13 protein-coding genes, 4 tRNA genes and 1 pseudogene are annotated in these 18801 nt (G+C 60.3%); 15 read left to right on the forward strand and 3 right to left on the reverse strand.

The genetic code is table 11. The annotated features are described in order from the left end of the window. Positions 1-145 precede the first annotated feature (145 nt). From gltX to FEE99_RS14275, 12 genes are all read left to right on the forward strand, one after another. The gene (gene gltX / locus FEE99_RS14220) at positions 146-1627 is read left to right on the forward strand and encodes a glutamate--tRNA ligase (protein ID WP_016773920.1); all 1482 of its coding nucleotides are present in this window, start codon (positions 146-148) and stop codon (positions 1625-1627) included. Between the two features lie 188 nt (positions 1628-1815). Continuing rightward, positions 1816-1891 (forward strand) — tRNA-Ala (locus FEE99_RS14225). Between the two features lie 79 nt (positions 1892-1970). Continuing rightward, positions 1971-2046 (forward strand) — tRNA-Glu (locus FEE99_RS14230). Between the two features lie 53 nt (positions 2047-2099). After that, positions 2100-2175, forward strand: a tRNA-Ala gene (locus tag FEE99_RS14235). A gap of 80 nt (positions 2176-2255) precedes the next feature. Then, positions 2256-2331: transfer RNA gene (locus FEE99_RS14240), tRNA-Glu, on the forward strand. A 181-nt stretch (positions 2332-2512) separates the two neighbouring features. Further along, complete coding sequence (locus tag FEE99_RS14245) at positions 2513-3052, forward strand: TetR/AcrR family transcriptional regulator (RefSeq protein ID WP_041478525.1); 540 nt, start codon at positions 2513-2515, stop codon at positions 3050-3052. Between the two features lie 30 nt (positions 3053-3082). Further along, positions 3083-3916: an alpha/beta fold hydrolase gene (locus tag FEE99_RS14250; RefSeq protein WP_041478526.1), complete on the forward strand. Its 834-nt coding sequence runs from the start codon at positions 3083-3085 to the stop codon at positions 3914-3916. Positions 3917-3962: 46 nt separating this feature from the next. Beyond that, positions 3963-4406 carry an acyl-CoA thioesterase gene (locus FEE99_RS14255; protein WP_016773923.1) on the forward strand — a complete coding sequence of 148 codons (444 nt, stop codon included), beginning with the start codon at positions 3963-3965 and terminating at the stop codon, positions 4404-4406. Between the two features lie 175 nt (positions 4407-4581). Continuing rightward, entirely contained in the window at positions 4582-5541 is a 960-nt protein-coding gene (locus FEE99_RS14260; protein WP_016773924.1) for a tRNA dihydrouridine synthase, read from the forward strand. 119 nt (positions 5542-5660) lie between these two features. Then, positions 5661-6107 (forward strand): Hsp20 family protein, encoded by a 447-nt coding sequence (locus FEE99_RS14265; protein WP_016773925.1) that lies wholly within the window; start codon positions 5661-5663, stop codon positions 6105-6107. 192 nt (positions 6108-6299) lie between these two features. Then, positions 6300-6995 carry a DUF1266 domain-containing protein gene (locus FEE99_RS14270; RefSeq protein WP_041478527.1) on the forward strand — a complete coding sequence of 232 codons (696 nt, stop codon included), beginning with the start codon at positions 6300-6302 and terminating at the stop codon, positions 6993-6995. Further along, positions 6992-9664 (forward strand): DUF805 domain-containing protein, encoded by a 2673-nt coding sequence (locus FEE99_RS14275; RefSeq protein WP_041478528.1) that lies wholly within the window; start codon positions 6992-6994, stop codon positions 9662-9664. Before FEE99_RS14270 ends, FEE99_RS14275 begins: the two co-directional genes overlap by 4 nt. Here FEE99_RS14275 and FEE99_RS14280 read toward each other — a convergent pair. The 3 genes and pseudogenes from FEE99_RS14280 to FEE99_RS14290 form a co-directional block, all read right to left on the reverse strand. After that, positions 9661-11352 carry a molecular chaperone HscC gene (locus tag FEE99_RS14280; RefSeq protein WP_041478529.1) on the reverse strand — a complete coding sequence of 564 codons (1692 nt, stop codon included), beginning with the start codon at positions 11350-11352 and terminating at the stop codon, positions 9661-9663. The two genes, FEE99_RS14275 and FEE99_RS14280, sit on opposite strands and share 4 nt — an antisense overlap. Positions 11353-11446: 94 nt before the next feature. Further along, a complete protein-coding gene (locus FEE99_RS14285) occupies positions 11447-14725 on the reverse strand; it encodes a PAS domain S-box protein (RefSeq protein WP_143978938.1) in 3279 nt (1092 codons plus the stop codon). Positions 14726-14788: 63 nt separating this feature from the next. Continuing rightward, positions 14789-15678, reverse strand: a pseudogene (locus FEE99_RS14290) (LysR family transcriptional regulator). A 139-nt stretch (positions 15679-15817) separates the two neighbouring features. On the opposite strand from FEE99_RS14290, the gene leuC reads away from it, so the two are divergent. From leuC to FEE99_RS14305, 3 genes are all read left to right on the forward strand, one after another. Further along, the gene (gene leuC, locus FEE99_RS14295) at positions 15818-17248 is read left to right on the forward strand and encodes a 3-isopropylmalate dehydratase large subunit (RefSeq protein WP_041478531.1); all 1431 of its coding nucleotides are present in this window, start codon (positions 15818-15820) and stop codon (positions 17246-17248) included. A 2-nt stretch (positions 17249-17250) separates the two neighbouring features. After that, positions 17251-17895 carry a 3-isopropylmalate dehydratase small subunit gene (leuD, locus tag FEE99_RS14300; protein WP_024012386.1) on the forward strand — a complete coding sequence of 215 codons (645 nt, stop codon included), beginning with the start codon at positions 17251-17253 and terminating at the stop codon, positions 17893-17895. A 94-nt stretch (positions 17896-17989) separates the two neighbouring features. Next, positions 17990-18757 carry a class I SAM-dependent methyltransferase gene (locus tag FEE99_RS14305; RefSeq protein WP_041478532.1) on the forward strand — a complete coding sequence of 256 codons (768 nt, stop codon included), beginning with the start codon at positions 17990-17992 and terminating at the stop codon, positions 18755-18757. Positions 18758-18801: the final 44 nt, after the last annotated feature.

Raw genomic sequence — 18801 nt, forward strand, 5'->3', positions numbered from 1 at the left:
GCGAGCCTGCTCGCGAATGGCCTTCACACCATCCGAAGGGCTTAGCGCATCCGGCTTAAATACCCTGCCCGCTGGAGCGGGGCGGGTGTCGCCTGTTACCATTCGCCGCTTGATTGTTCTGCTCTTCATTTTTTCGAGACAAGCCATGACCACCGTCCGCACTCGCATCGCGCCATCGCCTACCGGGGACCCCCACGTAGGTACCGCTTACATCGCATTGTTCAACTACTGCTTTGCCAAGCAGCACGGCGGTGAGTTCATCCTGCGCATCGAAGACACCGATCAGTTGCGTTCGACCCGCGAGTCCGAACAGCAGATCTTCGACGCCCTGCGCTGGCTCGGCATCGACTGGAGCGAAGGCCCGGATGTCGGCGGCCCGCACGGCCCTTATCGGCAGAGCGAGCGCGGCGATATCTACCAGAAGTACTGCCAGCAACTGGTCGACATGGGGCATGCGTTCCCGTGCTTCTGCACTGCTGAAGAACTCGATCAGATGCGCGCCGAGCAAATGGCTCGTGGCGAAACTCCGCGCTACGACGGCCGCGCGCTGCTGCTGTCGAAGGAAGAAGTCGCGGCGCGCCTGGCCGCTGGCGAACCGCACGTGATCCGCATGAAGGTGCCGAGCGAAGGCGTCTGCGTGGTGCCGGACATGCTGCGTGGCGACGTCGAGATCCCGTGGGATCGCATGGACATGCAAGTGCTGATGAAGACCGACGGCCTGCCGACTTACTTCCTCGCCAACGTCGTCGACGATCACCTGATGGGCATCACCCACGTGCTGCGTGGCGAAGAATGGCTGCCATCGGCACCGAAACTGATTTTGCTGTACGAATACTTCGGCTGGGAACAACCGGAGCTGTGCTACATGCCGCTGCTGCGTAACCCGGACAAGAGCAAGCTGTCCAAGCGCAAGAACCCGACCTCGGTGACGTTCTACGAGCGCATGGGCTTCATGCCGGAAGCGATGCTCAACTACCTCGGGCGCATGGGCTGGTCGATGCCGGACGAGCGCGAGAAGTTCTCGCTGCAGGAAATGGTCGACAACTTCGACCTCAAGCGCGTTTCCCTCGGTGGGCCGATCTTCGATATCGAGAAGCTGTCGTGGCTCAACGGCCAGTGGCTGCGCGATCTGCCGGTGGAAGAGTTTGCCGCCCGCGTGCAGAAGTGGGCGTTCAACTCTGAATACATGATGAAAATCGCGCCGCACGTTCAGGGCCGTGTTGAAACGTTCAGCCAGGTCGCGCCGCTGGCGGGGTTCTTCTTTGCCGGCGGCGTGAATCCGGATGCCAAGCTCTTCGAGTCGAAAAAGCTCTCCGGCGATCAGGTTCGCCAGTTGATGCAGTTGATCCTGTGGAAACTGGAAAGCCTGCGGCAGTGGGAGAAGGACAGCATCACCGCGACGATTCAGGCGGTAGTCGAATCCCTTGAGCTGAAACTGCGCGATGCGATGCCGTTGATGTTTGCTGCGATCACCGGGCAGGCGAGTTCGGTGTCGGTGCTCGATGCGATGGAAATCCTCGGCCCGGATCTCACCCGTTTCCGTCTGCGCCAGGCGATTGACCTGCTGGGCGGCGTGTCGAAGAAAGAAAACAAGGAATGGGAAAAGCTCTTGGGCGCCATCGCCTGATTGCTTTTGCTTCTTTGCAGGACTGCCGAAGGCTGCGATCTTTTGATCCTGCCTTCGGCGTTTCTCCCGAATTTACGGGGGAGGGCGGTAAGTGATTGTTATCCCGGCAAAAAATTTTGAAATTTTTCAAAAATAAGTTTGACAGGCTTTCGATACGCCCTTAAGATTCGCCCCGTCCTCAGCGATGAGGGGCTATAGCTCAGCTGGGAGAGCGCTTGCATGGCATGCAAGAGGTCGACGGTTCGATCCCGTCTAGCTCCACCAATTTACACTTCGAGGTCTGGCCACACCGGCCTTGAAGCGATCAACACTCAGCGTTGATCAGTTGTATAGAAGGGTTTGCGTCCCCTTCGTCTAGTGGCCTAGGACACCGCCCTTTCACGGCGGTAACAGGGGTTCGAGTCCCCTAGGGGACGCCAGTTTTACAGAAGTGATGTTGCAAGAGATCACTCCGCCGCGAGGCGAAAAATCCGGGGCTATAGCTCAGCTGGGAGAGCGCCTGCATGGCATGCAGGAGGTCAGCGGTTCGATCCCGCTTAGCTCCACCAATTTTACAGTTCAAGGTCTGGCCACACCGGCCTTGAATCGATCAGCTCTCAGCACTGATCAGTTGTATAGAAGGGTTTGTGTCCCCTTCGTCTAGTGGCCTAGGACACCGCCCTTTCACGGCGGTAACAGGGGTTCGAGTCCCCTAGGGGACGCCACGATTACCCGCTCTGCGGGATTTATAAGGGTCATTCAATTATTGAATGGCCCTTTTGTTTGTCCGGCGTTTGGCCAACTCTCCTTTTTCCTTACACTGTGCTTCAGACCAGCGGTCATATTCATGACTTGCGGAATATTATTATGCGAATAATATTCTAGTCGTAATATTCGGAGGCAACGATGAACGATAAAAAAGCTCAAACCCGCGAACGCATCCTCAAGGCTGCCAGCGCCGCATTGATTCAGCGCGGCCCGGCAGACCCGAGCGTGGGCGAAGTGATGGGCGCCGCCGGCCTGACGGTTGGCGGCTTCTATGCGCACTTCGAAAGCAAGGACGCGATGATGCTCGAAGCGTTCAAACAGCTGCTGGGCCGCCGTCGCGACCTGATTGCCGACATGGACGCCGATCTGACCGGCGAAGAGCGTCGCGCTTTGGTGGCTGCGTTCTACCTGTCACGCAAACACCGGGATTCCAGCGAGGCCGCATGTCCGATCCCGGCCTCGATTGGGGAGCTGGGGCGTTTGCCGGAGTCGTTCCGCATTGCGCTGAACGAGCATTTGGAATTGATGGTCGCGCAACTGGCGGCCAGCCCTGAAGACACCGACAAGGCTTTGGCCGATGTCGCGTTGATGGTCGGTGGTCTGGCCTTGGCCAGAGCGTTGGGTCCGGGAGATTTATCCGATCGATTGCTGCGCGCTGCCAAGTCGGCGGTGCGTTGACCTGAAGGCAACAAGCCTGAGGAGAGTGCGATGAACGCGTTGAAGTGGGTTCGTGGCGTTAACGGTACCTTGGGCTGGTTTGCACCGAGACTGGTGGCAAGCAAAATGCGTCTGGCGTTCATGACGCCCCGCGCGCTACCGCTGCGCGATTGGGAGCTGCCGCTGTTGGCCAGCTCCGAACGCATCACATTGCGCTTCGGCCTGTCGGCGCTGCGCTGGGGCCAAGGTCCTGCAGTGTTGCTGATGCATGGCTGGGAAGGGCGGCCAACGCAATTCGCTTCGCTGATAAACGCTTTGGTTGATGCCGGCTATACGGTCGTCGCGCTCGACGGTCCGGCCCACGGTCGCTCCCCTGGGCGAGAAGCCAATGTAGTGCTGTTCGCCCGCGCCATGCTCGAAGCCGCTGCCGAATTGCCGCCGCTGCAAGCGGTTATCGGCCATTCCATGGGCGGCGCCAGCGCGATGCTCGCCGTGCAATTGGGGCTGCGCACCGAAACCCTGGTCAGCATCGCCGCACCGTCGCGGATTCTCGGCGTGCTGCGCGGTTTCGCGCGAATGGTCGGCATGCCGCCGCGCGCGCGTTCTGCGTTTATTCGTCAAGTCGAGCAGGACGTCGGCATGCGCGCCGCGACGCTGGACGTGGCCCACTATCAACTGGATATGCCCGGCCTGATCGTCCATGCCGAGGACGACAATTTTGTCTCGGTCAAAGAATCGCAATTGATTCACGAAGCCTGGTTCGACAGCCGCCTGCTGCGCCTCGAAACCGGCGGCCATCAACGCGTGCTGGCCGACCCTCGAGTGATTGATGGCGTGTTATCACTGCTCGCCGGTCGCAGTCTTCAGGCGCGCCAATCGGCCTGAGCTCCGTTACACTGCCCCGGTTGAATACTTTGACCGGGAGTGGAGCATGGGCTGGGATCGGGCAACGCCGTTTACCATTGATCTGCAAGTAGGCGCCGAAGACATCGACGGGCTCGGGCACGCCAATAACGCGGTGTACGTGACCTGGCTCGAGCGCTGCGCCTGGCGCCATTCGCAGCGCCTCGGCCTGGACCTGGTCGAATACCGGCGTCTGGACCGAGCAATGGCCGTTGTCCGCCATGAAATCGATTATCTGGCCGCAGCCTATGAAGGCGATGAACTGCAACTGGCGACCTGGATCGTCGATTGGGATCAGCGCCTGAAAATGACCCGGCATTTCCAGCTCAAACGCCCCAGCGACAACGCCACCCTGTTGCGCGCACAAACCACGTTTGTGTGCATCGAACTGTCGACCGGCAAGCCCAAGCGCATGCCGGCGGAATTTATCGAAGGCTATGGCCCGGCGATCCAGATTGCAGAAGCCATGTGAATCTCACCCTGTGGGAGCGAGCCTGCTCGCGAAAGCATCGCGTGAGTTACGCATGCGTCAACTGACAGACCGCCTTCGCGAGCAGGCTCGCTCCCACAGAGATATGTGTAGTTCTGCTGTTTTCCGCGATATCCAGTAAACTGCCGCACGTTTTTTCTTCAAGTAGTGTTTCCCCATGCAAATTGCTCTGGCGCCCATGGAGGGGTTGGTCGACGACATCCTGCGCGACGTGCTGACCCGCGTTGGCGGCATCGATTGGTGCGTGACCGAATTCATTCGGGTCAACGACCAGTTGCTCACGCCGGCCTATTTCCACAAGTTCGGCCCCGAGCTGCTCAACGGCGCTCGCACCGCGTCCGGCGTGCCGCTGCGCGTGCAATTGCTCGGTTCCGATCCGGTGTGCCTGGCGGAAAACGCCGCGTTGGCCTGCGAGCTTGGCTCGGAAGTGATCGACCTCAACTTCGGCTGCCCGGCCAAGACCGTCAACAAATCCCGTGGCGGCGCCGTGCTGCTCAAGGAGCCGGAGCTGCTCAACCAGATCGTCGAGCATGTCCGTCGCGCCGTACCGGCGCACATCCCGGTCACCGCGAAAATGCGCCTGGGTTTCGACAGTCCTGACGGCTCGCTGGTCTGCGCCACGGCGCTGGCCGAAGGCGGGGCAGAGCACATCGTCGTACACGCGCGGACGAAAATGGACGGCTACAAACCGCCGGCGCATTGGGAGTGGATCCCGCGTGTGCAGGATGTGGTCAAGGTCCCGGTCTTCGCCAACGGGGACATCTGGAGCGTCGAAGACTGGCGCCGTTGCCGCGAAATCAGTGGTGTCGAAGACATCATGCTCGGTCGGGGGCTGGTCTCCCGCCCGGATCTTGCCCGGCAGATCGCCGCCGCTCGCGCTGGCGAAGAGGTCGTCGAGATGACCTGGGCCGAGCTGATGCCGCTGATTCAGGACTTTTGGCTGCAGGCCAAGGCGCAGATGACCGCGCGTCAATCGCCTGGTCGCCTCAAGCAATGGCTGGCCATGCTGACGCGCAACTACCCGGAAGCCGCCGAGCTTTTCACCGTTCTGCGCCGTGAAACCGAGCCGGATCAAGTCTCGCGCTTGCTCGGATTGCCGCTCGTCGAAGCCGCATAAAAAATCTCAAAATATTCTCTTGAAATCAAAACAGCGGTCCCTATCTAAGGGTTACGCGATGCCGAATTCGGGTCGCGGAGACACAAAACCTTGCTGATTGTTTTCAGGAGATTTGAATCATGAGTACTGCATTTTCTCTCGCGCCACTGTTCCGTTCCTCGGTAGGTTTCGACCGTTTCAACGACCTGTTCGAAACCGCCCTGCGTAACGAGCCTGGCAGCAGCTATCCACCCTACAACGTCGAAAAACACGGTGATGATCAATACCGTATCGTCGTCGCGGCCGCCGGTTTCCAGGAAGAAGATCTGGACCTGCAGGTCGAGAAGGGTGTGCTGACCATCAGTGGCGGCAAGCGTGACACTGACGAAAGCGTCACGTTCTTGCATCAAGGCATCGCCCAGCGAGCCTTCAAGCTGTCGTTCCGTCTGGCCGATCACATCGAGATCAAGGACGCTGCGCTGCGCAACGGCCTGCTGAGCATCGACCTGCTCCGTGTGATCCCGGAAGAAGCGAAAGCCAAGCGCATCCCGATCAATGGAGCGCAGCAGCCGGCGCTGCAGCATTGATTCATGTGCTGACACACAATCGCCCGAACCGGCGATAAGCCGCTGAACGAAAGGCCCCGATACGTCGGGGCCTTTTTTCGTGCGCGAGAAAGCCGACGCAACGTTTGCTGCTGGCTTTGTGGCTCTTTACAATCCGCGCCATCAAGGCCAGCCCCCCTCCCTTAATTCCCGCTGGCCCCGGAGCCTTTGTTCATGGACGAAATGGAACAGCGCTGGCTATACGCGCTTTCTGCGCCTTTGGTCGCCCTCAATCCCGACGCCGATTACACCGCACCCACCTATTGCTTTGACCTCAAACATGTCGATGTCGAAGGTGGTTGGGGCATCACTACGCGCGAACAGCTGTTGGACATGCTGCGTACTGCCGATGACGGCCACGCTACGCAGTTGAACGAAGCCTATCGGCAGTGGCAGAGGTGTCTGCCGTCCGAATGGCAGGCCTTGCTCGCAACACTCGACACTCGCCAGCGAGCTTTCTACGAATTCGCCAGTCGCACATTTGGCGAGTGCGGTTCAGGTGGCATCCGTGCCTGGGACCTTGGTCGCATGGGTTTTCTGCTGCGTTCTGCAGTGCTGCACGGCTGGATTGATCTCACCGAAAGCCTTTGGCTGCATGGTCGCATGGCGGCACGCGCGCGCTACCACTACGACAGTTGGACGAGCTACCTTAACGGCTTTGTCTTCGGCAAAGCCTTCTGGCATTGCCTGGGCAACAAGGATGAAGAGCTGGAGCACGAATATGACCGGCAAGGCGATTACATAGGCACCACCGTGGTCATCAGAAAGCTTGATCGTGATGCGCGCGCGCTGTTCGCACAATTGCCTTGGGACATGCCCTTGTATCCACCCGAGCGGCCTGATTCGCTAGGGGAGTTCGACTGGTCATGAGCTGCTGGATTCGCTTGGGTATCGAGCCCACCAAAGACAACGACGTCATTCGCGGCGCCTATCGCGCACGCTTGCCGCAGCACCATCCGGAAACCGATCCGGAAGGTTTTCAGGCGCTGCGTGAGGCTTATGAGCTGGCATTACGCTTTGCCCGCGAGGAAGCCGTGGAGCCGGATCAACCGGTTGCCGATGAGATCAGTCCTGCCGATCAGACGATGGCCGACTTTGAAGCATTGCTGCTTGATCCAGCGCGTCGCTTCCAACCGGTGGCCTGGCAGGCATTCAACCTTGAGCTGGACCGCCTGCCGCTGGAGGTGCTGGACGAAGTTTGCTGGCCATTGCTGCGCGAGTTGCTCGACGCCGGCCCGATTTCCCATGTCTGCGCCCGTTTGTTGGCCCAGCGCCTGGGCTGGGCGAGCCGCATGCTGGATCTGGATTTCGACAACGCACGGCATGTCGACGAGTTTTTGCAGCGGATCAGCGCGGCGGATCCGTTCGACACCTCGTTGATGAGCCATTGGCCCGCTGTCGCGCAGTTGGAAACTCTCTGGTATGTGCGAACCCTGAATCACCTGCACCGAGAGGCGTCGCTCGACGACTACCGTCATTTCGCCGGCCTGCACACTTGCATCCCCCTGCCTGCTGATGACGGGTTATTGCAACGCCTGGCCATACAGTTCAGTCAGGCTGATATCGCCAACAAAGACTTTCTCGACATTATCAGCGAGCAGCATCGGCTTGCGCCTGAAGATGTCGACTGGCTGTATCTGTTGGCCTGTCAGCGCAGTGCGCTGGGAATGGAAGAGTTGGCACTGCAGGCATGGGTGCGGCTCTGGCGCGAACATCAGCATCCGAAAGCGGCGACGTGGTTACTGGCGTTGTGCGCGCGACATCAGCCTCAGCGCCTGCCGCTGCTGATTCAGGCCTTTGATCGTCTGGAAAACTTCCGCGACTGGTCCGAGGATCTAGGTGATGTCACTCAAGAGTACGGCAGTCCATCACAGCGCCCGGAAACACTCGGGCGTTGGTTCAGGGCCAAGCAGCTCGAGTTGCAGGACATTGCCGGTGCATTTGTCGAATGGCGTGTCAGTGGTGACGAGTTGCCGTTGTTGGCGGCGCTGATCATTGACAGTGATGACCGTCCGTTGCAAACGCTCTACCAGCATGCCTGGGCTTTGCACCGTGGTGATGTGCCATTGCTGCGACGCATCATGCAGGCATCCGAGCCGGGGGATGTGCTCGATCAACTGGTGCTGGAAGGCTTGCAGTATCAGGCCGGGCAGCAGATCTGCTGGTTGACCCGAGCGCCGATTCCTCAGGCCCTGGAAGCGTTTCTGGCCAGCGACTCGGCATCGACACTGCCGTCGGCGCTGGAAAAGGGCGAACCGCTTGAGCTCAGTCTGCTGTGGATGCGCCGTTTGCGTGCTTACGACGCCCGATCGCTGGCGCGGCTTGCCGAAGCGTTCAGTCTCGACAAGCGTGACGAACGGCTTGCGGGGCTCAAGTTGCAAGCGCAACTGGCCGCGCAAGGCATGCTGCTTCCGGCCGTTGATAGCTACTCTGATGTCTGGGAATGGCATCGTCAGGCGATTTACCTGCTGGCCACCCTCGACGATCCGACGCGTTGGCTGGGCGCGCAATCGGGACACTGCGTCGACGCCATGAGCATTGCGCGTGAACACCCCTTGGCCCGTTTGCAGCCGCTGCTCTGTCGCCTGAGTCGCGAGCAGGGCAGCGCCAGTGGCCTGCTCGGCTGGCTGCAAGCGGCGGATCCGGTGCACTCGCTGCTCGCGCGCAAGTTGTTCAGTGTGCATGAGGCGCTCGATAGCACTCGGCTGTTGGGTAATGACCGTTTGTTCGAGTGCATGCGCAGCGACATCGCCAGCTTCAACGAAGATTTGCTCGGGCGCATGCTCTTGGGTGGAGTCCTTTACCACGATCCGTTGCTCACTGCGCAACAGCGTAAATACCTGCTGGAAAGTATCACCGAGGTGGTCAATCCACAGGACTGGTTCGACGGCTTCCGTCACAGTCTGATCAAGGGTGAGCCTGTTCACCCGCCCCGTGAGGCTCTCGCGGAGGAGGGGGTCAGCGACGCCTTTTACCTGGCGCTGGATGTGCTGAAGGATCTGGTGCGTTTTGGCAATCTGGGCTTGCCAAGGCAGAAGGTTCTGTTACGCATGCAGCGGGCCAAGGATGACTCGGAAAATGGACTCGGTTTGCGCTTCGCATTCAGTGCATTGCTGTCGTGGTCTGAGCGTTTGCTGTTAGCCAAGGCAACGACCCGTCCAACCCCCGCCGCTGCGTTTTGGAGCCTGGGTACCCGGCTGGGGCGCGGGGCGTTTATCTGGCAGGTCATTGGCGCGTTGCTGGTGACGCCCGTGGCGGCGTTGCTCAGCGGTACGCCCGTATCCGGCATCGTCGTGTTGCTACTGGGCCTGGCGTTTCTGCTCGGTGCGGTCCTGCGCCGTTTGCATGACATGGGGCGGGGCATTCCGATGTTGCTGATTTTGGTAATGCTGTCGCCGGTATTGCCGTTTCTGCCGCTGATACTGTTCGGTTTTCCCGGAGAGAAGCTGCCCAATCGTTATGGCGTGCCACCGGACAGTGGCGGTGAAGATACCTTGTCCGGTGGTTTGCAGGCGACCTTACGGCGACTTATCGGCTAGAGGCGTAACTCATCCAGAACCTTGTTGAGTTGTGAGCGGTGGCTGGCGATTTCTTCCGATCGCTGGTCGCCCAGCACCGTGGTGAAACTGTCCAGCCAGTCGGCAATCCGCTGGCGTTCTTCGCCCAGACTTTGCGTCCACGCCCGTTCCAGTCGAGCCAGCAGGGTTCGATTGGGCAGAGTGTCGCGGGGGTGAATTTTCAGCGTACTCAAGCGTTCATGACTGGTTTGCCGCGATTGCGCATCGAGTCCGGTCGGGCTGCGGTCAATGCTGTGGCTGTGGCGTTCGCCCGTCCTTGGCAGGGTGACGTCAACTTCGAGCAAACCGTTGATGTCATAACTGAACCGCACATCCAGCGCCTGGATATCATCGCTGGGCGTCAGCGTGACATCGAAAGCATCGATAAAAATGTTGTCGCGTACCCACGGACGTTCGCCCTGATAGACCGCAATACGGATGACTTCCTGTCGTGGAGATGTCGTGTGGTAACGCTCCACCCTTGAGGTCGGGATGATGGTGTTACGTTCGATGATCGGCGAGAACGCGCCACTGACGCCTTCGCCACGATTGGTCGAAATCCCCAGCGTATACGGACAGACATCGGTCAGAATCAATTCCTCGACCGCACCGTCCCGCGCCTTGCATGCCGCCTGCGTCGCTGCGCCCAGCGCCACGATAGTGTCTGGATCAAGATGCCGATAAGGCAGGCGTCCAAACAACGTGGCGACCATTTGCTGTACCGCCGGCATGCGCGTTGCGCCACCGACCAGCACCAGGCTGTCGAGGTCGCGCGGTTTCAGTCGGGCATCGCGCAGAGCCTGTTCGATTGGCGCGCGCAAGCGGGCCAGCAACGGCTCCCATATTTTCACTGCAGCGGCTTCATCCAGTTCCCATTCGAATGTCTGCTCGGCATACCGCCAGCTCAAGTGCTGCGCGCCTTCGCCGAGTTTGCATTTCAGCTGTTCGAGCGCATCACCGAGGCTGGCCATGGCTTGTGCATCGATCGTTGAGGGTGTGAGCTGCCAGTGTTTCAGGCAGGCCTGCAACAGGGCGGCGGTGAAGTCTTCGCCGCCAAGAAAGTTGTCGCCAGTGGAGGCATGCACTTCAATCAGCGGCAATGCGTATTCGAGCACGGTGACGTCGAATGTGCCGCCGCCGAGATCGAAAATCAGCGTGCGTTCGAACTTCTGTTCGTGCAGGCCGTACGCCATGGCGGCAGCGGTCGGTTCGTTGATCAGGCGCGTCACGGACAGCCCGGCCAGTTCGGCGGCGAACAAGGTACGCTTGCGCTGCTCGTCACTGAAATATGCCGGTACGGAAATGACCGCTTCTGTGACCGCTTGGCCGAGAAAGGCCTCCGCGTCCTGCTTGAGTGAGCCAAGTACCAGCGCCGACAACTCTTCCGGGCTGAACTGGCGAGAGCCGAGCTGGATTTGCCTGTCGCTGCCCATGAAACGCTTGAACGCGGCGGCAGTGCGTTCCGGGTGCGTGGTCAGGCGGGCGCGGGCGGCTTTGCCGACCAGAATCGTGTCGTCTTCATCAAGGCTGACCACCGACGGTGTCAGCACATCGCCGAGGGCGTTGCGGATCAGTTCGGCGCGGCCTTCACGCCAGACGGCGATCAGGCTGTTGGTGGTGCCAAGGTCGATGCCCAGCAGGGCCGGGCGGGGAAGGGATGCATCCTGCATGGTTGATCTCGAAGCGGCGCAAAAAACGCGACCCTACAGGCTGACGCAAACCGTGGCAATTGTTGCTCTGTTGCCAGTCTGTGCGGCGGCCGGTTCAGGGCAGCAGTTTTTTCAGATCCTCCAACCCCACCGGCCGGCTGTGCAGATAGCCCTGATACAAATGGCATTCCAGGCCCTGCAAAAACGCCAGTTGGGCTGGCGTCTCCACGCCCTCGGCAATCACTTCCAATTCCAAGCTGCGGGCCATAGCGACAATTGCGCGAATGATCTCCGCGACATTGGAGTCAGTGGTTGCATCGCGGATGAACGACTGGTCGATCTTCAGGGTGTCTACCGGTAGCCGCTTCAAATACGTCAGCGACGAATAACCGGTGCCGAAGTCGTCCATGGCGAAGCTCACGCCGAGCTTTTTCAGGCGGCGCATTTTGCTGATGGTGTCTTCCAGATTCTGGATGACGATGCCTTCGGTGATTTCCAGTTTCAGTAGCGAGCAGGGCAGGCCGTGGCTGGTCATGCTGTGTTCGATGCGTTCGACGAAATCGTTCTGGCGGAACTGTCTCGGGCTGATGTTCACGCACAGGCTGAAGTTCAGCGGGTCAACGAGTTTCAACGCGATCAATTGTTTGAAGGCGTTACAGGCTTCATCGAGGATCCAGGTGCCGACTTCGAGAATCAGGCCGCTATCTTCCAGCACCTTGATGAACTCGGTGGGCGATTGCGCGCCGAGTTCGGGATGGTTCCAGCGCACCAGGGCTTCGGCGCCGATGATGCGGTTGTCGCGGGCATCGACCTGTGGCTGAAAGTGCACGTTGAACTCGCCGCGCGACAGCGCCAGGCGTAGGTCGGTCTCCATGCGCAGGCGTTCGCTGGCCGCTTTCTGCATGGTGTTGTGATACATCTGCGTGGTATTGCGCCCGGAATCCTTGGCCCGGTACAGGGCGATGTCGGCGCGTTTGAGCAGGTCGGTCGGGGTCGAGCCGTGATCGGGAATCAGCGCCACGCCAATGCTCGGCGTCACTTGCAGGCGCTGGCCATCGAGGAACATCGGCTCCGAAAGCAATTCGCGAATGGTGTCGGCCAGCGCGCGTACTTGTTCGCTGACTTCACTGCGCGAACCTTCGAGGCCGCTGAGCAACACCACAAATTCATCGCCACCGAGGCGCGCCACCGTGTCTTCCATGCGCACGCTGGCTTCGAGCCGCGCGGTGATGATTTTCAGCACGGTGTCGCCGACCGGGTGACCGAGGGAATCGTTGATGTGCTTGAAGTGGTCGAGGTCGAGAAACAGCAAGGCGCCGCGCAGATTGTGGCGCTTGAGCAGGGCGATCTGCTGACTCAGGCGATCCATCAGCAGGGCGCGGTTGGGCAGGTTGGTCAGCGGGTCGTGATAGGCCAGGTGACGAATCTGCGCTTCGGCGTTCTTCAACAGGCTGACGTCGCGCGCGGTCAGCAGCAGGCAGGCGGTTTCATTGAGGGTGATCGGCTCGACCGAGACTTCCACCGTGAGCAACTCGCCGCGCTTGTTGCGCCCGAGCATTTCCTGATGATGCACGCGGCCCTTGATCTGCAACTCGGCGAGTAAGGTCGAGCGTTGTTTCTCTTCGGCCCAGATCCCCACCTGATAGACGGTTTTGCCCACCACTTCGTCGGCGCCGTAGCCGGTGAGGCGACAGAAGCCGTCGTTGACCTCCAGATAACGCCCGGTGTCGCGCTCGGTGATGGTGATCGCGTCTGGACTTGAGTGAAACGCCTTGGCGAACTTTTCTTCGCTAGCCTTCAGCGCTGCTTCCGAGCGTTGTTGCTGAGTAATGTCGCGCAGGGTGGTGACGATGCACGGCTGATCGCCGACGCTGATCTGCCGGCTGGAAATCACGCAGGTCAGCGACTGGCCGTCCTTGTGCTGGACGAGAATGGCCACGTTGCTCAGGCCTTGTTCGCGGATCACTCGTTCGATGCGTTGCAGGCTCTTTGCCGAGGCGTCCCACAGGCCGATTTCCTCGGCGGTGTGGCCAATCACATCGGCGGCGCTCCAGCCAAAGGTCTGGCTGAAGCTCGAATTGATTTCGATGAATTCCCCGGTTTCCTGGCGCGTGACGCAGATCGGATCGGGGCTGACCTGAAACAGCGTGGCGAATTTCTCTTCCGAGGCTACCAGCCGCTGCTCGCGCTCGACCTGATCGGTGATGTCCAGCAACGTGCCGGCCATGCGCAGCGGCGCGCCGTTGTCGTCGCGATAGAGACGCGCGCGGCTTTCCAGATAGCGCGAGCTGCCGTCGGGCAATTGCACGCGATAGGTCAGTTGATAATTGCCGGCGGGGCCTTCGCGCAGGCTGCGGTAGGCGTCGCGCATGCTGTCGCGCTCCTCGCCCGGCACGCCTTCGAAAAACTCCTCGAATGATTCATGGAATGGAATAGGCTCCAGCCCGTGCAATTGCGCAGCGCGCGCCGATCCGTAGAGCATGCCGCTGGGGATGTGCCAGTCCCAGGTGCCGAGTTGCGCCGAGTCCAGCGCCAGGTCGAGGCGTTCCTGGCTGTCCTTCAAGGCCAGTTCGGCGGCTTTGCGTTCGGTGGTGTCGAGGAACGTGCTGAGCAGATAGGGCTGGCCTTCGAGCTCGACCTTCTGCGCGCTGAGGATGCCGTCGTGCACTTGGCCGTTGCTGGCGCGAAACTGCACTTCCATGCTGATCAGCTCGCCCTTGGCTTTGGTTTTTTTCACCAGTTCGGCGCGTTGCTCGGGATGCACCCACAGGCCCAGTTCCAGGGTGGTGCGGCCGATTGCGCTTTGCACCGGCCAGCCGAACAGGCTTTCGAAATACTGGTTGGCCTCGCTGATCAGACCGTCATCCTGACGGGTCAGCAGAACCATGTTCGGGCACAGGTGGAAAAGTGTCGCGAAACGTTTCTCCGAGCTGCTCAGGGCCTGCTCGCGCTGGCGTTGGTGGGTGATTTCGCGAATCACCCCGATCATTCGGGGCCGGCCGTTCTTGTCTGGCAGCAGGCTGCCGCTGATCTCCAGCCAGTGCAGGCTGCCGTCGGGCCAGCGAATACGGTGATGCATCGCCTGCTCCAGCGGGGCGCCGGCGATCACCGCGTGGAAAGCACGCACGGTTTTCGCACGGTCTTCCGGCGGCAACAGGTCGAGGTATTCCAAATCGGCGGGTAATGGCTGCCGTGGATCGAAACCGAACAATGCCTGAGTGCCCCGCGACCAGCTGATCTGCCCGCGCTCGATGTCCCAATACCAGGCGCCGAGCCGCGCGCCGTTGAGCGCGGCGAGCAATTGCGGCGCGCTTTCCCAGCTCTGCTCGGAATGGCGCGGATCAACATCCTGGATTCGCGGCATCGGCGGAATTCGGTCAACAGATTTCGGCATTGTCAGCGGGCCTTGAGCTGAGTGGCGTGAGGCACAGGAGCGGCTCTATAGGAGTAGCACAAGTCAGGCCGGGATCCCTGGCCGATCGATTTGTGCATCCAGCAGGGCCATGAAGGCGCGTGCTGCATTCGATAGCGTCCGTTCGGTGTGCAATATATAGCCTAGCTGGCGAGTGAGCTGTATGCCCGGCAATGCGATGCTTGCCACTTGTTCGTCGAGCATGGTGCGCGGTAACACGCTCCAGGCCAGGCCGATGGAGACCATCATCTTGATGGTTTCCAGATAGTTGGTGCTCATGGCGATGTTCGGCGTCAGGCCCTGGGCTTCGAACAAACGCTGGACGATGTGGTGGGTAAAGGTGTTGCCGCCGGGGAAAACCGCCGGATGGCCGGCGATGTCCGCCAGACTGACGGCGCCGTTGTTGATCAGTGAGTGTTCCGGGGCGACGACGAAATCCAGCGGGTCGTCCCACACCGGCGTGGCTTTGACCAAGGTATGCGGCTCTGGCGCGAGGGTGATGACCGCCAGTTCTGCGCGGCCGTGGAGAATTTCCTCGTAGGCCACTTCCGAATCAAGGAACTGAATATCCAGCGCAACCTGTGGGTAGCGGCGGGTGAACTCCTCAATAGAGGCGGCAAGCGGTGCAGGCCGATGTGGTGACTGGTGGCCAGGGTCAGGCGGCCGCTGACCTCGCCGGTCAGGTTGGTCAGGGCGCGGCGGGTATCGTCGAGCACATTGAGAATCTGATAAGCCCGTGGCAGCAGGGCGCGACCGGCCTCGGTCAGACCGACTTCGCGACCCAGTCGATCAAACAGGCGTACCTTCAATTGCTGCTCAAGCCCGGCGATGCGCTTGCTGATCGCCGGTTGTGTCAGATGAAGGCGTTCGCCGGCGCCGGAGAAGCTGCCGGTCTCGGCGATGGCAATAAAAGCATTCAGGTTAGCCAGATCCATGTCGCATTCCAGTTGGTTATCCAAAGCATAAAAAATATGAATTTGAGTTATTTAATCTAACCCCATAGGATCGGCCTCACAAGCCAAAGGGTTATTGATAAGCCCAGGGCATAGAAACAAGCTGATGAGGAACCGTCTGATGGCCGGCAAAACGCTCTACGACAAGCTCTGGGATTCGCATTTGGTCAAGCAGCGCGACGATGGCTCGGCGCTGATCTACATCGATCGTCACATCATCCACGAAGTGACTTCGCCGCAAGCTTTCGAAGGCTTGCGTCTGGCCGGACGCAAGCCTTGGCGCATCGATGCCAACATTGCGACCCCGGACCACAACGTACCGACCACTCCGGAGCGCAAGGGCGGCATCGAAGCCATTGCCGACCAGGTTTCGCGTTTGCAGGTGCAGACCCTCGACGACAACTGCGATGAATACGGCATCGTCGAATTCAAGATGAACGACGTCCGTCAGGGCATCGTTCACGTGATCAGCCCGGAGCAGGGCGCGACCCTGCCGGGCATGACCGTGGTTTGCGGCGACTCGCACACCTCGACCCATGGCGCATTCGGCGCGTTGGCCCACGGCATCGGCACATCCGAGGTCGAGCACGTGCTCGCCACGCAGTGCCTGGTGGCCAAGAAAATGAAAAACATGCTGGTCCGCGTCGAAGGCCAATTGCCGTTCGGCGTGACCGCCAAGGACATCGTCCTTGCGGTGATCGGCAAGATCGGCACCGCCGGCGGTAACGGCCATGCCATCGAGTTTGCCGGCAGCGCGATCCGCGATCTGTCCGTCGAAGGCCGCATGACCATCTGCAACATGTCTATCGAAGCCGGCGCCCGCGTGGGCCTGGTGGCGGCAGATCAGAAGACCATCGACTACGTCAAAGGTCGTCCATTCGCGCCGAAGGGCGAGCAGTGGGACATGGCCGTCGAAGCCTGGAAAGACCTGGTCTCCGACGCCGATGCCAAATTCGACACCGTGGTCGAGTTGGACGCCGCGCAGATCAAGCCGCAAGTCAGCTGGGGCACTTCGCCAGAAATGGTCTTGGCCGTGGATCAGAATGTGCCGGACCCGGCCAAGGAAATGGATCTGGTCAAGCGCGACTCGATCGTTCGCGCCTTGAAATACATGGGTCTGACCGCCAATCAGGCGATCACCGACATTCAGCTTGATCGCGTATTCATCGGTTCCTGCACCAACTCGCGCATCGAAGACTTGCGCGCCGCTGCGGTCATCGCCAAGGGCCGCAAGGTCGCCTCGACCATCAAGCAGGCAATCGTCGTGCCGGGCTCGGGTCTGGTCAAGGCGCAGGCTGAAGCCGAGGGGCTGGACAAGATTTTCCTCGAGGCCGGTTTCGAATGGCGCGAGCCGGGTTGCTCGATGTGCCTGGCGATGAACCCGGACCGTTTGGAGTCCGGCGAGCATTGCGCCTCGACTTCCAACCGTAACTTCGAAGGCCGTCAGGGCGCCGGTGGCCGTACCCACCTGGTCAGCCCGGCCATGGCGGCAGCAGCAGCGGTGAACGGCCGTTTCATCGACGTTCGTGAATTGATCCAAGGAGCACAGTAAAGATGAAGGCATTTACTCAGCACACTGGTCTTGTCGCGCCTCTGGATCGTGCCAACGTCGACACCGATCAGATCATCCCCAAGCAGTTCTTGAAGTCGATCAAGCGCACCGGTTTCGGTCCGAACCTGTTCGACGAGTGGCGTTATCTGGATGTCGGCCAGCCGTATCAGGACAACTCCAAGCGCCCGCTGAACAAGGATTTCGTCCTCAACGCCGAGCGTTATCAGGGTGCCAGCGTATTGCTCGCCCGCGAGAACTTCGGCTGCGGCTCGAGCCGTGAACACGCGCCGTGGGCGCTGGAAGAGTACGGTTTCCGCAGCATCATCGCGCCGAGTTACGCCGACATCTTCTTCAACAACAGTTTCAAGAACGGCCTGCTGCCGATCATTCTCAGCGATGCAGAAGTTGATGAACTGTTTAAGCAGGTTGAAGCCGAGCCGGGTTATCAATTGCAGATCGACTTGCAGGCGCAGACCGTGACCCGCCCGGATGGCAAGGTGTACAGCTTCGAGATCGATGCGTTCCGCAAGCACTGCCTGCTCAATGGTCTGGACGATATCGGCCTGACCTTGCAGGACGGCGATGCTATTGCGACGTTCGAGGCCAAGCATCGGGTTAGTCAGCCGTGGTTGTTTCGCGACGCTTGATTCGGGATTGATGTAGTCAGGGCGGGCCTCTTCGCGAGCAGGCTCGCTCCCACAGGGAATGTATTTCAAATAACACTGCTTACAGGATGTGACCATGACCAGCACCGCCCAACACACTCAGGTCGTACAAAAGCAATTCGGTGAACAGGCCGCCGCCTACCTGAGCAGCGCCGTGCACGCTCAAGGCACCGAATTCGCATTGCTACAGGCTGAGCTGGCCGGGCAGGGCGAGGCTCGTTTGCTGGACTTGGGTTGCGGCGCAGGCCATGTCAGTTTCCACGTCGCTCCATTGGTCAAGGAAGTGGTGGCTTACGACCTGTCGCAGCAAATGCTTGATGTGGTTGCCGGCGCTGCCGTCGATCGCGGCTTGAGCAATATCATTACCGTCAACGGTGCTGCCGAGCGCTTGCCGTTCGCCGATGGCGAGTTCGATTTTGTGTTCAGCCGCTATTCGGCGCATCACTGGAGCGACCTCGGTCTGGCCTTGCGCGAGGTGCGCCGGGTGCTGAAGCCGGGCGGCGTGGCAGCGTTCGTTGATGTGTTGTCACCGGGCAGTGCGTTGTTCGACACTTACCTGCAAAGCGTTGAAGTGCTGCGCGACACCAGCCATGTCCGCGACTACTGCGCCGCCGAGTGGCTGCGCCAGGTCAGCGAGGCCGGTCTGCATGTGCGCAGCACCACCCGGCAGCGCCTGCGTCTGGAGTACAGCAGTTGGGTCGAGCGCATGCGCACACCTGACGTGATGCGCGCGGCGATCCGCCAGTTGCAGCAGTCGATGGGCAACGAAGTGCGTGAGTATTTTGAGATAGATGCCGACGGCTCGTTCAGTACCGATGTGATCGTACTGATGGCCGAGCGATAGGAATTTTTCCCGGCGCGCCGTTCACTGGCGCACCGCTTGAAGAC

This window comes from Pseudomonas sp. ef1 (assembly GCF_007293365.2).
GTDB lineage: Bacteria > Pseudomonadota > Gammaproteobacteria > Pseudomonadales > Pseudomonadaceae > Aquipseudomonas > Aquipseudomonas siliginis.

Coding starts and splice junctions, on each gene's coding strand:
- FEE99_RS14270 (WP_041478527.1), top strand. CDS start 6,300: ATGGACGAAATGGAACAGCGCTGGCTATACGCGCTTTCTGCGCCTTTG.
- leuD (WP_024012386.1), top strand. CDS start 17,251: ATGAAGGCATTTACTCAGCACACTGGTCTTGTCGCGCCTCTGGATCGT.
- FEE99_RS14255 (WP_016773923.1), top strand. CDS start 3,963: ATGGGCTGGGATCGGGCAACGCCGTTTACCATTGATCTGCAAGTAGGC.
- FEE99_RS14260 (WP_016773924.1), top strand. CDS start 4,582: ATGCAAATTGCTCTGGCGCCCATGGAGGGGTTGGTCGACGACATCCTG.
- FEE99_RS14250 (WP_041478526.1), top strand. CDS start 3,083: ATGAACGCGTTGAAGTGGGTTCGTGGCGTTAACGGTACCTTGGGCTGG.
- FEE99_RS14305 (WP_041478532.1), top strand. CDS start 17,990: ATGACCAGCACCGCCCAACACACTCAGGTCGTACAAAAGCAATTCGGT.
- FEE99_RS14275 (WP_041478528.1), top strand. CDS start 6,992: ATGAGCTGCTGGATTCGCTTGGGTATCGAGCCCACCAAAGACAACGAC.
- leuC (WP_041478531.1), top strand. CDS start 15,818: ATGGCCGGCAAAACGCTCTACGACAAGCTCTGGGATTCGCATTTGGTC.
- FEE99_RS14285 (WP_143978938.1), bottom strand. CDS start 14,725: ATGCCGAAATCTGTTGACCGAATTCCGCCGATGCCGCGAATCCAGGAT.
- FEE99_RS14245 (WP_041478525.1), top strand. CDS start 2,513: ATGAACGATAAAAAAGCTCAAACCCGCGAACGCATCCTCAAGGCTGCC.
- FEE99_RS14280 (WP_041478529.1), bottom strand. CDS start 11,352: ATGCAGGATGCATCCCTTCCCCGCCCGGCCCTGCTGGGCATCGACCTT.
- FEE99_RS14265 (WP_016773925.1), top strand. CDS start 5,661: ATGAGTACTGCATTTTCTCTCGCGCCACTGTTCCGTTCCTCGGTAGGT.
- gltX (WP_016773920.1), top strand. CDS start 146: ATGACCACCGTCCGCACTCGCATCGCGCCATCGCCTACCGGGGACCCC.